This is a genomic window from Roseovarius faecimaris (assembly GCF_009762325.1).
Lineage (GTDB): Bacteria > Pseudomonadota > Alphaproteobacteria > Rhodobacterales > Rhodobacteraceae > Roseovarius > Roseovarius faecimaris.
Map to the genome: position 1 here is coordinate 1,055,137 of NZ_CP034348.1, position 14,848 is coordinate 1,069,984.

Annotated in this window: 11 protein-coding genes; 4 read left to right on the forward strand and 7 right to left on the reverse strand. The window is 62.9% G+C overall.

Going from position 1 to position 14,848, the window contains the following annotated elements; translation table 11 throughout:
• Nucleotides 1–6 precede the first annotated feature (6 nt).
• Genes EI983_RS05560 through bchF form a run of 7 tightly spaced genes read right to left on the reverse strand, consistent with a single transcriptional unit; the run spans nt 7 to nt 9,933 of the window.
• Nucleotides 7–1,449 carry a PucC family protein gene (locus tag EI983_RS05560; RefSeq protein WP_157706401.1) on the reverse strand — a complete coding sequence of 481 codons (1,443 nt, stop codon included), beginning with the start codon at nt 1,447–1,449 and terminating at the stop codon, nt 7–9.
• Entirely contained in the window at nt 1,446–2,126 is a 681-nt protein-coding gene (bchM, locus tag EI983_RS05565; RefSeq protein ID WP_157706402.1) for a magnesium protoporphyrin IX methyltransferase, read from the reverse strand. The genes EI983_RS05560 and bchM overlap by 4 nt, the downstream gene beginning before the upstream one ends.
• Nucleotides 2,126–3,022, reverse strand: coding sequence for a ferredoxin:protochlorophyllide reductase (ATP-dependent) iron-sulfur ATP-binding protein (bchL, locus tag EI983_RS05570; protein WP_157706403.1), 897 nt, complete (start codon nt 3,020–3,022; stop codon nt 2,126–2,128). The genes bchM and bchL overlap by 1 nt, the downstream gene beginning before the upstream one ends.
• A 30-nt stretch (nt 3,023–3,052) precedes the next feature.
• Nucleotides 3,053–6,637, reverse strand: coding sequence for a magnesium chelatase subunit H (locus EI983_RS05575; RefSeq protein WP_157706404.1), 3,585 nt, complete (start codon nt 6,635–6,637; stop codon nt 3,053–3,055).
• The gene (bchB, locus tag EI983_RS05580) at nt 6,627–8,144 is read right to left on the reverse strand and encodes a ferredoxin:protochlorophyllide reductase (ATP-dependent) subunit B (RefSeq protein ID WP_157706405.1); all 1,518 of its coding nucleotides are present in this window, start codon (nt 8,142–8,144) and stop codon (nt 6,627–6,629) included. The genes EI983_RS05575 and bchB overlap by 11 nt, the downstream gene beginning before the upstream one ends.
• Nucleotides 8,141–9,448, reverse strand: a complete 1,308-nt coding sequence (locus tag EI983_RS05585) for a ferredoxin:protochlorophyllide reductase (ATP-dependent) subunit N (protein ID WP_157706406.1) — start codon at nt 9,446–9,448, stop codon at nt 8,141–8,143. Before EI983_RS05585 ends, bchB begins: the two co-directional genes overlap by 4 nt.
• Nucleotides 9,445–9,933 carry a 2-vinyl bacteriochlorophyllide hydratase gene (gene bchF / locus EI983_RS05590; protein WP_157706407.1) on the reverse strand — a complete coding sequence of 163 codons (489 nt, stop codon included), beginning with the start codon at nt 9,931–9,933 and terminating at the stop codon, nt 9,445–9,447. Before bchF ends, EI983_RS05585 begins: the two co-directional genes overlap by 4 nt.
• Before the next feature lie 343 nt (nt 9,934–10,276).
• On the opposite strand from bchF, the gene EI983_RS05595 reads away from it, so the two are divergent.
• From EI983_RS05595 to EI983_RS05610, 4 genes are all read left to right on the forward strand, one after another.
• Nucleotides 10,277–11,116: a cobalamin B12-binding domain-containing protein gene (locus EI983_RS05595; protein ID WP_246162304.1), complete on the forward strand. Its 840-nt coding sequence runs from the start codon at nt 10,277–10,279 to the stop codon at nt 11,114–11,116.
• 93 nt (nt 11,117–11,209) lie between these two features.
• Nucleotides 11,210–12,580: a transcriptional regulator PpsR gene (gene ppsR, locus EI983_RS05600; RefSeq protein ID WP_246162307.1), complete on the forward strand. Its 1,371-nt coding sequence runs from the start codon at nt 11,210–11,212 to the stop codon at nt 12,578–12,580.
• 70 nt (nt 12,581–12,650) lie between these two features.
• Nucleotides 12,651–13,556, forward strand: a complete 906-nt coding sequence (gene chlG / locus EI983_RS05605) for a chlorophyll synthase ChlG (RefSeq protein ID WP_157706408.1) — start codon at nt 12,651–12,653, stop codon at nt 13,554–13,556.
• Between the two features lies 1 nt (nt 13,557).
• Nucleotides 13,558–14,847 carry a BCD family MFS transporter gene (locus EI983_RS05610; protein WP_157706409.1) on the forward strand — a complete coding sequence of 430 codons (1,290 nt, stop codon included), beginning with the start codon at nt 13,558–13,560 and terminating at the stop codon, nt 14,845–14,847.
• Nucleotide 14,848 lies beyond the last annotated feature (1 nt).

The following is a 14,848-nucleotide window of genomic DNA, read 5'->3' on the forward strand; positions in this document are numbered from 1 at the left end:
AGCTCCTCATGTCGGGAAATCGGCCAGGCCAAGAGGGGCCGGTTTGCCGGTTGAGTGGGTGGAGGGCCGCGCGCTGCGCACCAGCGGCCCGAGCAGGGCCAAGGTCACGAAGATCAGCCCGATTTCGATGTGGTAGACGAAGGAATAGCCGGTCGCCGGGGTGTTCAGCGCGTCACCCCAGGCCCCTGACAGGGCCAGCGTGCCGACCCAGTCGCGAAGACCGCCGCCGAGTGCGATGGCCATCCCTGCCGCAGTGGCCTGCGCCGCGCCCCAGGCCCCAAGAGCGAGCCCGTGCCCTGCCGCGCCTTCGGCTTTCATGTTCATGGCTGCGATCAGGGTCGAGACAGCAAAAAGCCCGCTGCCGAAACCGATCAGCACGGCCCCAATATAGAAAAGCGTGGGCGATGACATCGGTGCAGAGAAGATCACCGCCGAGAAGGCATAAATGCCGACAACAAGTCCGGCCCCGGCAATACGAAAGGCATCGCGCCCCTGCGCCAGCATGCGCCCGGCAAGGGCAAACCCTGCGAGCGCCCCGGTCGCCCAAAGGGCAGTGAGCAGGGTGGTGGCCGAAACCGACAGGCCCAGGATCTCTCCGCCGTAGGGCTCCAGCAATACGTCTTGCATGTTCAGGGCCATGGTGCCGAAGAACACCACTGCCAAGAGCCGCCCGGCCTCGCCCCCACGCATCAGATCGGCCCATGCATCGCGGAAGCGCGGGCGCGGTGCGGTGCGCTCTTCGCGGCTCATCGGGCGGACCTTCTCCTGCCGCCAGAGCGCGATCAGGTTCAGCACGATCCCGGCCAACGCGGCCCCCTGGACGACGCGCACCAGCGTGAGGCTGGAAAAATCGCGCAGAAGCCAGCCGATGATCACAGCGGAAAATCCCATGCCCAACAGGAACATGACATAAAGCAGCGCCACGACGCGCGGGCGGGTTTCGTCGTCGGCGCGATCACTGGCCAGCGCCAGCCCCGCCGTCTGGGTCATGTGCAGGCCAAGGCCCGTCATCAGGAAGGCCAGCGCCGCGAGGACTTCGCCCGCCCAGGCAGGCCCGACGGTTTGTTCCCCTGACAGCACGAGGAGCGCGAAGGGCATCACCGCAAGCCCGCCCATCTGCCACAGTGAGCCGAACCAGAGATAAGGGATACGTTTCCAGCCGATCGCGCTGCGGTAGGTGTCCGAGCGGAAGCCCAGTAGCGTGCGGAATGGCGCGATGAGCACCGGCAGGGCGATCATGATCGCCACGATGGTGGCCGGTACCGACAGCTCGACGATCATGACGCGGTTGAGCGTGCCCAGGAGCATGACCGTCGCCATGCCGACCGAGACCTGAAACAGCGAGAGCCGCAGAAGCTGTGCCATCGGCAGGCCGTCGCTGGCTGCATCCGCGAAGGGCAGATACTGCGCCGGAATACGCAAAAGGCCGGAGGGTGGGCGCCGGATCATGCCGCCACCTCCATCGCCTGGCTGATGTAAAAGCCCGAGCTGACCCGCGAAAACGGCGCGAGGCGGGCCTTGCTGCCGTGGCTGCGGAGCGCATTTGCGATCCGCGCGGGCGCATGCGGCACCATCGTGGGCGAGCGATCCGAGCGGGGAAAGACCTGCCCCATCCGCCACATCGCCATCAGCAGCGGTGTGCGAGGGGCAACGGTGAACAAGACCTGCCCGGAGGTGCGCCCGGCCAGTTCATGCAGGGCCGCGGCAAGATCGGCCTCGCGGTAATAGATCAGGCTATCCATGGCGACGACGAAATCGAAGGAACCAAGGCGCTGATCCAGCATGTCCCCGGCCTCGAATCGCACCTTGCGATGCAGCCCCTCCGGGACGCGTTTCTGTGCAATCTCGATCAGGGAGGGGGAAATGTCGACGGCGACCACATCGGCGCCACGCGCGGCCAGTTCGGCCGTCATCTGCCCCGCGCCACACCCCGCATCCAGCACCCGCGCACCGCCCAGATCCTCAGGCAGGCGCGACAACAGCAAGGCGCGCATCTCATCACGTCCCCGCCGTACCGTCTCGCGGATGCGCGATACCGGCGCATCGCTGGTCAACCGCTCCCAGGTGCGGGTGGCGGTCTTGTCGAAATAGGTTTCGACGCGCGCGAGGGTGCGGTCATATGACATCAGTCAAACCCCAGCAGTTCAAAGATATCGCGGTCTTCCATCGGGGCGGGGGCCAGCGGCTCGGTGCCGTTCCAGAGCGTTTCGGCGAGGCGGATATATTCGGCGCGGGCAACAATGATGTCGTCCTCGTCATCCATCTCGAAAAGGGTCTTTTTCTTCAGCCGCGAGCGGCGGATCGCGTCGATGTCGGGCATATGGGCAATCCGGTTGAAGCCCACCGTGTCGCAATAGCGATCCACCTCATTGGTGTCCTTCGAGCGGTTGGCGACACAGCCCGCCAGCCGCACCTTGTAATTGGCCGATTTGGCCTGCACGGCGGCGATGATCCGGTTCATCGCATAGATGCTGTCGAAATCATTGGCCGTGACGATCAGCGCGCGGTCGGCATGTTGCAGAGGGGCGGCGAACCCGCCACAAACCACATCGCCCAGCACGTCGAAGATCACCACATCGGTGTCTTCCAGCATGTGATGCTGTTTGAGAAGCTTCACCGTCTGACCGACCACGTATCCACCGCAGCCCGTACCGGCCGGCGGGCCGCCTGCCTCAACGCATTTCACGCCGCCCCAGCCTTCGGCGACGAAATCCTCGGGGCGCAGCTCTTCGGGGTGAAAATCCACCTCTTTCAAGATGTCGATGACCGTGGGCTGCAACCGGCCCGTCAGGGTAAAGGTGCTGTCATGCTTGGGGTCACACCCGATTTGCAAGACGCGTTTGCCCATGGCCGAGAAGGCGGCAGAAAGGTTCGAGCTTGTGGTGGATTTGCCAATCCCGCCCTTGCCGTAGACGGAAAAGACCTTGGCGCCGTCGATCTTGGCGCTCGGGTCCTGATGGACCTGAACGGAGCCTTCGCCGTCCTGGCCTCTGAGATGCGGGATGTCGTCGCGTGGGCTCATGTCATACAGTCTTTCTGAGGGTCGGCCGTGTCATTCTGCGGCGACCCCCTCAAGGTGATCTTCCATCTCGTCGGCGGCATTGCGCAGCGCGTCGAGCGTGGCAGCATCGGGCTGCCAGTAGTTGCGGTCATGCGCTTCAAGCAGGCGGTTGGCCATGCGTGAGGACGCGGCGGGATTGAGGGCGCTCAGGCGGCGGCGCATCTCTTCATCCAGAACGAAGGTTTCGGAGATCCGCTGATAGATCCACGGCTCGACCTGGCCTGTCGTGGCCGACCAGCCGACCGTGTTGGTGATGTGACTTTCGATCTGGCGAACGCCTTCGGCGCCATGCTGCAAAAGTGCTTCGTGGAATTTCGGATTGAGCGAGCGCGAGCGGGTTTCCAGCGCCACCTGATCGGCCAGCGTGCGCACCTTGCCACTGCCGCGCGTGGTATCGGAGATATAGATCGCCGCCTCTTGCCCGCCGCGCGCCCGGCGCACCGCGCGTGAGATACCGCCCAGCGTATCGAAATAATGATCGACGGAGGTGACGCCCAATTCCACCGACTCGAGGTTCTGATAAGCGATATCGACGTCGCCCAGCACCTTTTGCAGCACTTCGGCGCTTTGCCGGGCCTTGCCGTTGGTGCCATAGGCAAAGCTCTTGCGCGCCTCATAGGCGTCCGCCAGTTCGTCCTCGTCCCCAAAGGCAGAGCTGTCGACCATCATGTTGACGTTCGATCCATAGGCCCCTTCGGCGTTGGAGAAGACGCGCAAGGCGGCGGTTTCCAGATCGCAGCCGATGGCATCTGCATAGGCAAGCGCATGTTTGCGTACGAAATTCTGCTCCAACGGCTCGTCAGCACTTGCGGCCTTCAATGCGGCCTCAGCCAGCAGCTTGGTCTGCAAGGGCAGCAGATCGCGGAAAATGCCCGAGAGTGTCATCACCACGTCGATACGCGGGCGGCCAAGCTCGGCTAGCGGGATGAGATCGGCGCCGCAGAGACGGCCAAAGCTGTCGAAACGCGGCTTGGCCCCGATCAGGGCCAGCGCCTGCGCAATCGGGGCGCCGTCGGATTTGATATTGTCCGACCCCCAGAGCACCAGGGCCACGGTATGCGGCAGGGTGGCATGGGTGTCGAGCAGAAGCTGCGCCTGTTTCGCGCCGTCGCGACAGGCATATTCGGTGGGCATGCGGAACGGGTCGAACGCGTGGATATTGCGCCCGGTGGGCAGGATCGCCGGAGAGCGCACCAGATCGCCGCCCGGCACTGGCGGGGTAAACCGGCCGTCCAGCGCGTTGAGCAGGGCAGGGATTTCACTGTCGGTCGCAAGAAGCTTGTCGATCCGGGCGCGCGTCGCGGCATCGCTTTCGGGCAGCAGGTCAAGATAATCGGCGCGGGCTTGGGCCGACATCGGCGCGCCCAGCACGTGCAGCCCTTCAGGGATCAACGCGTCTTCGGTTTCCAGAAGCTTCACCCAAAGCGTTTCGGCCTCCACCCCGCCCATATCGACCGCTGCGGCCTGTTCGGCAATCAGTGTCTCGATCTCTGCCCGCTCGGGCGCATCCGGTGCGGTGCCGCGCCAGCGGTTCAGACTGTCCTTCAGCTCGGCCAGCCCCTTATAGAGCCCGGCAGAGGCCAGCGGCGGCGTCAGATGCGTGATGGTAATCGCCCCGGCGCGGCGCTTGGCCAGCGTCGCCTCTGACGGGTTGTTCGAGGCGTAAAGATATACGTTGGGCATGTCGCCGATCAAGCGGTCGGGCCAGTCATCGGCGCCGGGGCCTGCCTGTTTGCCCGGCATGAACTCCAGCGCGCCATGCATCCCGAAATGCAGCAGCGCATCGGCTTTGAAGCTGTGCTTGAGCCAGAGGTAGAACTGCGCGAACGCATGGGTGGGGGCAAAGCCGCGCTCGAACAGCAGGCGCATCGGATCGCCCTCATAGCCGAAGGCGGGCTGCACGCCCACAAACACATTGCCGAATTCGGCGCCAAGGATGAACACGCCGCGCCCGTCCGATTGCACCTTGCCGGGGGCCGGGCCCCATTGCGCCTCGATTTCTTCCAGCCAGGGCGTAGCTGCCACAATCCTGTCCGCGCTCACATGCGCGGCGATATTCGCTTCCTGACCGTATTGCTGCGCTGTGCCGTCAAGAATGGCGCTGCGCAATTCTTCGACCGTGGCGGGCGGAGTCATATCATAGCCGCGCGCCGCCATGGCATGCAGCGTGTTATGGAGCGAACGGAACACATCGAGATAGGCCGCGGTGCCGACCGCGCCCGCATTGGGCGGAAAGCCAAAGAGCACGATCCCCACCTTGCGGTCGGCGGCGCGGGACCGGCGCAGCAGGGCGAGTTTTTCAACGCGTGCGGTCAGACGATCGATCCGTTCATGGCAGGGTGCCATCGCCTTTACCGTGGAGGTGGCCGGACAGGCATGTGCGCAACCTGTGCAGCCTCCGGCCCCGTGCCGCCCGGCAAAGACGGTGGGATTGGTCGCCCCGTCCAGTTCGGGCAGCGCGATAAGCATCGTTGTTTCGATCGGGCCTAGCCCTTGCGGCGAGGCGGCCCATTGATCCAGTGTCTGGAACTCCAGCGGATGTGCCGCGATGTAGGGAATGTCAAGCGTTTTCAGTGCTTTGATGGCCGATTCATTGTCATTGTAGGCTGGGCCGCCGACCAGTGAGAACCCGGTGAGCGACACCAGCGCGTCGATCCGGGGCGTTCCGTTTTCCAGAAAGAAGCTGTCAATCGCGGGCCGACCGTCCAGCCCAGCGGCAAAAGCCGGGATCACGCGCATGCCGCGCGCCTCAAGGCTGCGGATCACCGCATCGTAATGCGCCGTGTCGCCCGAGAGCACATAGCTGCGCATCATCAGTAGGCCAACCGTGGCCTTCGGATTGGCTGGAGCGGGCAGGGCGGCAAGATCGGTGGTCATCCGTCCCGGCCGATCCGTTTGCAGGTCGGGGTGATACAGCCCGGTTTCAGGGTAGTCGAGCGGCGCCGCCGCCTTTACCCCGCGCCATGCCTCAACCCGCGCATAGCGCGAGATCAGGAACCGCACCATGGCGTCGATGTTGTCGTCTGACGCTCCCAGCCAGTATTGCATCGCCAGGAACCAGGCGCGCAGATCCTGCGCCTTGCCGGGGATGAGCCGCAGGATGCGGGGCAGGCGACGCAGCAGCTTCATCTTGCGCGCGCCCTTCTCGACCGAGGGTTTGCCCGCACCGCGCAGCTTCTTCAAAAGCTTGCTGGTGCCGGATTCCGGGGCCGACATGTCCAGTGTCCCCATCCGGGTCAGCCGCACGATGGAAGCATCTGCGATGATCCCCACCATGGCATCGCAGGTGTCGCGCCGCGCGTTCAGGTCGGGCAGGATCGCGTTGATATGCTCTTCGAGAAAGAGCAGCGTGATCAGGATGATGTCGCCTTCGGCAATCGCCCGGCGCGCGGCGTCCAGCGTATCGGGGCACTCACCCCATTCGGCGGCCGCGTGCACGCTGAGGTTCAGGCCGGGAAAGTCTGCGGCGAGTTGATCGGCCACACGTGCGCATGGCCCTGCCGCGTGCGAATCCAGCGTCAGGATCACGATGTTGTAGGCGCGGGCGGCGCGAGGGGGGATCACATCATCGCGCATAATGGGCCTTTGCCTCGTAAAGCGTTTCGATGCTGATCACTTTCTCGCCGCGATCGGCCGCGAAAAGCTCGGTATTGCGCCGGGCCTTGCCGCGTACGAAGAAGGGGATCTTCTTGAGTTCCTTCTCGGCATCCGCCAGCCAGATGACTTCTGCGCTTTCCTGCCTTGGCTCGGGCTCGTCCGGCGGCGGCGGGGCAGCATGGCCGCCATGATGGCTGGGTCCGGCCGCATCGTGAAACTCGAAATCGTCGCGGAACATGTGCAACAGGTGCTCTTCCAGCCCCATCACCAGCGGATGCACCCAGGTGTCAAAGATGACATTGGCACCCTCGATGCCCATTTGCGGGGCATAGCGCGCCGGGAAATCCTGCACATGCACCGGCGCGGAAATCACCGCGCAGGGAATGCCGAGCCGCTTGGCGATATGGCGCTCCATCTGGGTGCCGAGGATCAGCTCCACCGCCAGATCCTCGATGGCGCGCTCCACCTCCAGATAATCATCCGTGATCAGCGCCTCGACGCCGTATTCCTTTGCCAGAGCCCGGATGGGGCGGGCCATCTCGCGGTTGTAGCAGCCAAGGCCGACCACCTCGAACCCCATCTCATCGCGAGCGATGCGGGCCGCCGCGGCCACATGGGTGCCATCACCGAAAAGAAAGACACGCTTGCCGGTCAGATAGGTCGAGTCAACGCTGGCCGCATACCAGGGCAGGCGCAGACGGGAGGTATCGAGCCGGGGCTTCACCCCTGCCAGACCCGCCACCTCATTCACGAAGTCGCGCGTGGCACCAACACCGAGCGGCACCGTCTTGGTAAAGGGTTGGCCCAGCTCGCGCTCCATCCAGCGGCAGGAGCTCTCACCGGTTTCGGGATACATCAGCACGTTGAAATGCGCCGCCCCGAGCCGGGTGATATCCTCCGGAGACGCCCCATAAGGGGCGGCGACGTTGACCGAGATGCCCATGTCCTCAAGCAGGGCGGTCACTTCGGTGATGTCGTCACGGTGCCGGAACCCCAGCGCCGTCGGGCCGATCAGGTTGCAGCTCAAATGCGCTGTGCGCTCCATTGGGCGGGCGAGGTGGCGGATGATCTGAAACAGCGTCTCATCCGCGCCGAAATTTTCCTTACGCTGATAGCTGGGCAGCTCCAACGGGATCACGGGCACGGGCAGGCCCATCGTTTCGGCCATCCCGCCCGGGTCATCCTGAATAAGCTCCGCCGTGCAGGAGGCCCCGACAATCATCGCCTGCGGCTGGAACCGGTCATAGGCGGCCTGACAGGCGGTCTTGAAGAGGTTGGCCGTATCCGCGCCCAGATCGCGCGCCTGAAAGGTGGTGTAGGTCACCGGCGGGCGATGGTCCCGGCGCTCGATCATGGTGAACAGGAGATCGGCATAGGTGTCGCCCTGCGGTGCGTGCAGCACGTAGTGCAACCCCTTCATCGCCGTGGCCACGCGCAACGCGCCGACATGCGGCGGGCCTTCATATGTCCAGACGGCAAGCTTCATTCCGCCGCCTCCAGTTGCAGAAGGTTGCGGCGCCGCAGCGGGCGCGAGAAGAGCCCGGCCAGATCGCCGGCCTGTTCGTAGAAATGCACTGGCGTGAACACCAGTTCGATCGCCCATTTGGTGGCCAGCCCCTCTGCCTCCAGCGGGTTGGCAAGGCCCAGGCCGCAGACCGTCAGGTCGGGCCGCGCCGCACGGCACCGGTCAAGTTGCAGCTCGACATCCTGACCCTCGGCCAGGGTTGGCCCTTCTGCGAGCAGGTCGAGCTCTTCGCCCACAAGCCCCTTGTGAATAAAGGGCGCGCCGACTTCCAGCGCCTGCATGCCGCATTCGCGGGTGAGAAACCGCGCCAGCGGAATTTCAAGCTGGCTGTCGGGGAAAAAGAAGACGGATTTGCCGCGCAGCGCGTCGGCGGCCTTGGCCACTGCGCGTCTGGCGCGGGCGCGGGGCGCGCCGGTGACGGCGTCGAAATGCGCCTGGTCGACGCCGAACTCCCGCGCAACGGCTTGAAGCCACGCGGTGGTGCCCTCTTCGCCGAACGGGAACGGCGCGGAAAGGTGACGCGCCCCGCGCCGTTCCAGGGCGGCATGGGTGCCCCCTAGAAACGGCTGGGTTAAGGCGAAAACGGTATTGGGGCCAACGGCCAGACCGCTTTCAAGGTGACGGGCGGGCAGGACCGAAACCGGTCCGATACCCAGAGCTTTGAGCAGATCGAGCGCCTGATCCTCGACGACATCAGGCAGAGCGCCGACAAGCAGCAGTTGGCGCGCATCGGTTTCGGGCAGGGCAGGGACCATCGCCGCGAGGCAGGCATCCTCACCTTCGGTGAAGGTGGTTTCGATGCCCGAACCGGAATAATTGAGCACGCGCACCTTGGGGGCAAATTTTGCTGACAGGCGCTCGGCGGCACGGGCCAGGTCAAGCTTGATCACTTCGGACGGGCAGGAGCCAACAAGAAAGAGCTGGCGGATGTCGGCACGGCGCGTAAGCAGGTCGACGACCACGCGCTCCAGCTCGTCCTGGGCATCCTTCAGCCCGGCCAGATCGCCCTCTTCCAGGATTGCGGTGCCAAAGCGCGGCTCGGCGAAAATCATCACGCCCGCCGCCGATTGCAGCAGATGAGCGCAGGTCCGCGACCCGACCACCAGAAAAAATGCATCCTGCATCTTGCGATGCAGCCAGATAATGCCTGTCAGCCCGCAAAACACTTCGTGCTGGCCGCGTTGCTTGAGAATCGGAGTATCACGGCAGCCCCGTGCCTGTGCGGGCGGATGGGGCCTGTCCGGGGGGCGCGCGTGGTGGGTCATGCGGCTCCTCCCGCCTGAAGTCGGGCCGCCCTGAGTTTGAGCAGGAATTGCCCGGCATTGATGACGTAGGTGACATAGGCCGCCATCGCGAGAACCATGAGTCCCGCAGGCGACAGTGCATCGGTGAAGAGGGCCCACACATAGGCGGTGTGCAGGGCGATGACGAGCATGGAGAACACATCTTCCCAGAAGAAGGCCGGAGCAAAAAGAAATTGATTAAAAACAACCTTTTCCCAGATCGCACCGGTGATCATGATCAGGTAGAGAAACCCGGTTTTCACGAGGATCGAGAGGGTCGCCGCTTCATAGCCCAGCCCGGTGGTCAGATAGCGCAGGATGAGCGCCAGAGAGATCAGGAAAACCAGAAACTGCGCCGGGGCGAGAATGCCCTGAACGAGTGTCCAGACGGTGCCGTCCCGGCGCTGTCTTTGAGCGTCGGTGTAAAGCGTCGTGCTCTTTGATTTATGTGGCGCGTGCGGCGTCATCAGTCCCCTCGCCAGCGGTCGTGTTCCCATTTCATGCTAGTGGCTGACGCGCAAAACTGTCAATTAAAATTTACACATTGGGATTTTTGGAAATGTCAATTTTGATAGGCAGCCGGAGATTCGCGCCCTAAAAGCTGAATCTGCCGGAAATATTTGTGATCAAAGTCATTTTCCAAAAGATTCTCCGGAGTGATATCAGGTGGTTGCAGTCACATTTGATATGTCCGTGTCAAGAAAAATTGACAATGGGATCAATTGGTCGCACACTTGACGGAAAGCCAGACAGATCTATTTGAACCGCAATATGCGGTTGTTCTGAGCTTCCATGGGGAGACATGGGTGCATGACTGACGTTGAGAAGAATTCCACCCAAGACCCTTCAAGCCCGAAGCGAAGCGGGGCTGGGCAGACAGACGCAAAGCGCCCGGCCATAAGATTTCTTGTGGAGTCGGCGTTGAGGACAGTTGCCAAAACACGAGCCGAACGACAGCCGCGCAGCAAGGCCGAATGGGTCGCGCGCCTGGGCGAGGCGCTGATGTCCGAATCCGAAGTCGAACATCAGACCGTTGTTGCGTCGCTTATCGCGAGCGGGGCTTCTTCGAACGACATTTACCAATATTACATTCCCGAAGCCTCTCGTTTTCTGGGAGAGAAGTGGGTTCGGGACGAAGCCAGCTTTGTCGATGTCACCGTGGGCTCGGCACGCCTGCAGGCCCTTTTCCGGGACCGGACCGAAGGGGACGCGTATGCGCATCTGTTGGATCGGAGCATACCGCTCGGGCAATCGGTGCTGATGGTGATCCCGGAATTCGAGCAGCACTCCCTTGGGGCCTTTGTGGCGGCCGACGGGTTACGGCGGCACGGGGTCTGGGTTCGCATGGCAATTGGGCTAAACAATGAAGAGTTGTGCAGACTGGTGTTTTCAAACCGATTTTCGATGCTTGGGGTTACTTTAGCGACTTGGAAATCTGTTGAACATAGTGCAGAACTGATAGGGTATCTGCGGTCACATGCGGAAAATCTGCCGCCTATCGTTGCGGGGGGGCGTGTGGTCGAAGACAGGAATTTGGTCGCGCAACGGTCAGGGGTGGATTTTGCGGTCAAATCTGTTCACGAGGCTGTCGAGCGCTGCGGCTTGGCAACCGTCGCCGAAAATCTGTCTCACATAGATGAGACGATTTGATTGGGGTCGTGTTTGTAGCGGGGAAAGAACGTGTCGAGCTTAGAGCCGAGAACGGATGCGCTGCGCGCCGGGGAATTGCCGGAAACTTCGAGCGTGGAACATCTTGTCGAACAGGCGTCCGATATTGCGATCATGATTGGGGCCGATGGAACTGTGGAGGGGATATCGGTAAATTCCGAGTGCCCGTCACTTGGCTGTCTTGATCATTGGATTGGCCGGGACTTTGACAGTTTTCTGACTGTCGAGAGCCGTGCGAAGTTCGCTGAACGTCGCCGTGCCCTTGAGGCCAAGCCGGACTCTGCGCCGCGCTCGGTGCAACTCAATCATGTGGACAATGCGGTCTGGGAGTTTCCCATTCGTTATACGTTGCACCGTGTGACCGGGCGCGACTCGTACCTGCTTTTCGGTCGCGACATGCAACCGATTGCCGATGTGCAGCAGCGACTGGTCGCAGAACAGACCTCGCGCGAGCGGGATCAGCAGAAAATTCGCCGTAATGAAACGTTCTTCAGGGTGGTGTTGGAAGCCTCCGAGACGCCGCTGATGCTTGTCGAGCCCGAAACCGGAAAAATCACCGATCTGAACAGTTCCGCGGCCCTTCTTTTCGGAACAAAGACCGATACGCTTGCGGGAACGTCTCTGGCGCAGGCGCTGGAGGGGCGGCGCAAGAGTGAGCTGATCGATAACCTTCAGGCCGCCGCCAGTGCCGAGGACGTCAAGGCCATCGAGGTGACAGCGCGCCGCAGCGGTCGCGATCTTGTCGTCTTCCCGCGTTACTTCCGCGCTGCGGGAGAGCTTGTCCTGCTCTGTCGTCTGACGCCCGTGGATGAGGCGGATGGGGCCGGGCCGGAGGCAGCCCAATCCCTGGCGACACTCTTCAATCTGGCAAGCGATGCGATCGTGCTGACTGATTCCAAGGGCATGATCCGCGATGCGAATGAAGCTTTCCTGATCCTGACGGATGCCGCGCAGTTGCGTGATGTGGTCAACAAACCCTTGTCGGATTTCCTGGCGCGCGGTGCGGTTGACATGAAGCTTGTGCTTGAAAATACAAAGAAGAAGGGCAGGGTGCGCAGCTATGCGACGCAAGTGCTCAGCTCTGTCGGAACGCGCGCGAATGTGGATCTTGCCTCGACAAGGCTGTCGCGGCGCGGTGGGGATCTGGGCTTTGGCATGATCATCCGAGAGGTGGTGCCGAGCGACCTGATTGACGGTGATGCCAGTGCGACCCTGATGAGCGAAGAGGCGATGAAAAGCGTGATGGACCTCGTCGGGACCGCCTCGCTCAAGTCGCTCGTTTCGGCCACCTCGGACGTGATCGAAAAGATGTGCATCGAGACGGCCATTCAGATGACCAACAATAACCGCGTCGCCGCTGCCGAGATGCTGGGTCTGTCGCGGCAGAGCCTCTATGTCAAACTCCGCAAGCATGGCCTTCTAGGCAATGACGCGGACGACGAGTAACCCGCGGCGTTCTGCCCTTGTTGCGAAATAAAGCTTTCACGACTCGGAGTTGTATAGTTTAATTGACACTATGAGTGTCATGACGAATTTACATTCCTCCCGGCGGGTTCCGCACCCGCGCGCGGTTCTGTCGCTAATCAAGCCTGTCACATGGTTCCCGCCGATCTGGGCGTATTTATGCGGCGTCATTTCGGTCGGCGTCCCGGTCTGGGAGTCTCCGGGGATGCTTGTCATCGGGATGATCCTAGCAGGACCGGTGGTATGCGGGATGAGCCAGGCAGCGAATGACTGGTGTGACAGATATGTGGATGCCATCAACGAGCCAAACCGACCCATACCATCGGGGGCGATCCCGGGCCGGTGGGGGCTGTGGATCGCCATTGCGATGAGCGTACTCGCCCTTGGCCTGGGCTCTGTGCTTGGGCCCTGGGGGTTCGGGGCGACGGTCTTTGGTGTTGTGGCGGCCTGGATCTATTCTGCGGAACCCTTTCGCCTCAAGCGATCCGGCCTTTGGGGGCCGGGGCTAGTCGGCCTCTGCTACGAAGGGTTGCCCTGGTTCACCGGGGCGGCGGTGATGGCGGCGGGTGCGCCGTCCTGGCCGGTAATCACCATCGCGGCCCTTTATGCAATCGGCGCGCATGGCATCATGACGCTCAATGATTTCAAGGCACTGGAAGGTGACCGGCAAACCGGCATTGCCTCTCTGCCTGTCACCCTTGGCCCGGAACGTGCCGCGCGGGTGGCGTGTTGGGTCATGGCGGTGCCTCAGGTCGTGGTGATTGCGGCGCTGATCCTCTGGGACCGCCCGCTGCATGCCATGGCAATCGCGGTGCTGCTGGCCGCGCAGTTCTGGGCGATGCGGGTGCTACTGACCGATCCGAAGGGCCGGGCGCCCTGGTACAACGCGACCGGCGTGATGTTCTACGTGACCGGCATGATGGTCGCCGCCTTTGCGCTGCGACATCTGGGAGGCTGACATGAGTTTAGGCTGGATTTCGATCATACGGCTGGGGCTGGTACAGATGGCGCTGGGGGCTATCGTGGTGCTGACCACGTCAACGCTGAACCGGTTGATGGTGGTCGAGCTGGCCTTGCCGGCGGTCCTGCCCGGGCTGCTTGTTGCGTTGCATTACGGCATTCAGATCACCCGGCCGAACTGGGGCTATCGCTCGGATACGGGCGGGCACCGGACCCGTTGGATCATCGGGGGCATGGCTGTGCTGGCACTTGGCGCGCTTGGGGCGTCCGTGGGGGTCTTGCTATTCGAGACGAGTTTCTGGGCCGCGCTTTGTGTGTCGATTCTGGCCTATGCGCTGATCGGATTGGGGGTAGGGGCGTCGGGCACGTCGCTTCTGGCTCTGCTGGCCACGTCCACCGCACCGCATCGGCGCGCGGCGGCCGCGACGATCACCTGGCTGATGATGATCTTTGGCATCGCCATGACAGCAGGCGTCTCTGGCGCATTCCTCGACCCGTATACGCCGATGCGCCTGATGGAGGTTGTGGGCGTGGTGACAGGCACCGCGGTGCTGGTCACGGCGCTGGCGGTCTGGGGCATCGAACGTCGCTGCGCCGCAAGCGAAACCCGCACAGAATCCACCCCCTTCCTCGAAGGGCTGCGCGAGGTCTGGGCCGAGCCTTCGGCGCGGAACTTCACGATTTTCGTTTTCCTGTCGATGACCGCCTATTTCATGCAGGAACTCATCCTGGAGCCCTATGCGGGCCTGGTGTTCGGCTTCACGCCCGGCCAGTCAACGAGCCTCAGCGGGGCGCAGAATGGCGGGGTCTTCCTGGGGATGCTGACCGTTGGTATTGCCGCCACCGGGTTGCGGTTCGGCAGCCTGCGCGCCTGGGTGATCGCCGGGTGTCTCGGCTCGGCCGCGAGCCTTGCGCTGATCAGCCTGCTCGGCGGGACCGCCGTTCCGGCAACTCTGACGCCCGCAGTGGTTTTACTGGGATTTTTCAATGGCATGTTTGCTGTTGCCGCCATTGGTTCAATGATGGCGCTCGCGTCGCGGGGCCGCGCTGAACGGGAAGGCACGCGGATGGGCCTCTGGGGCGCCGCGCAGGCGCTTGCGGCGGGCTTTGGCGGCCTGATCGGGGCGGCGGCCGTTGATGTGATGCGCGCCTTTGCAACGCAGGATGCGACCGCCTTTGGGGCGGTGTTTCTGGCCGAGGCCGCGCTTTTCGTGGTGGCCGCCGGGCTGGCGTTGCGGGTGATCGAACATAACAGGGGCGGCATACCCGCCGTCATACCGGGAGAATGAG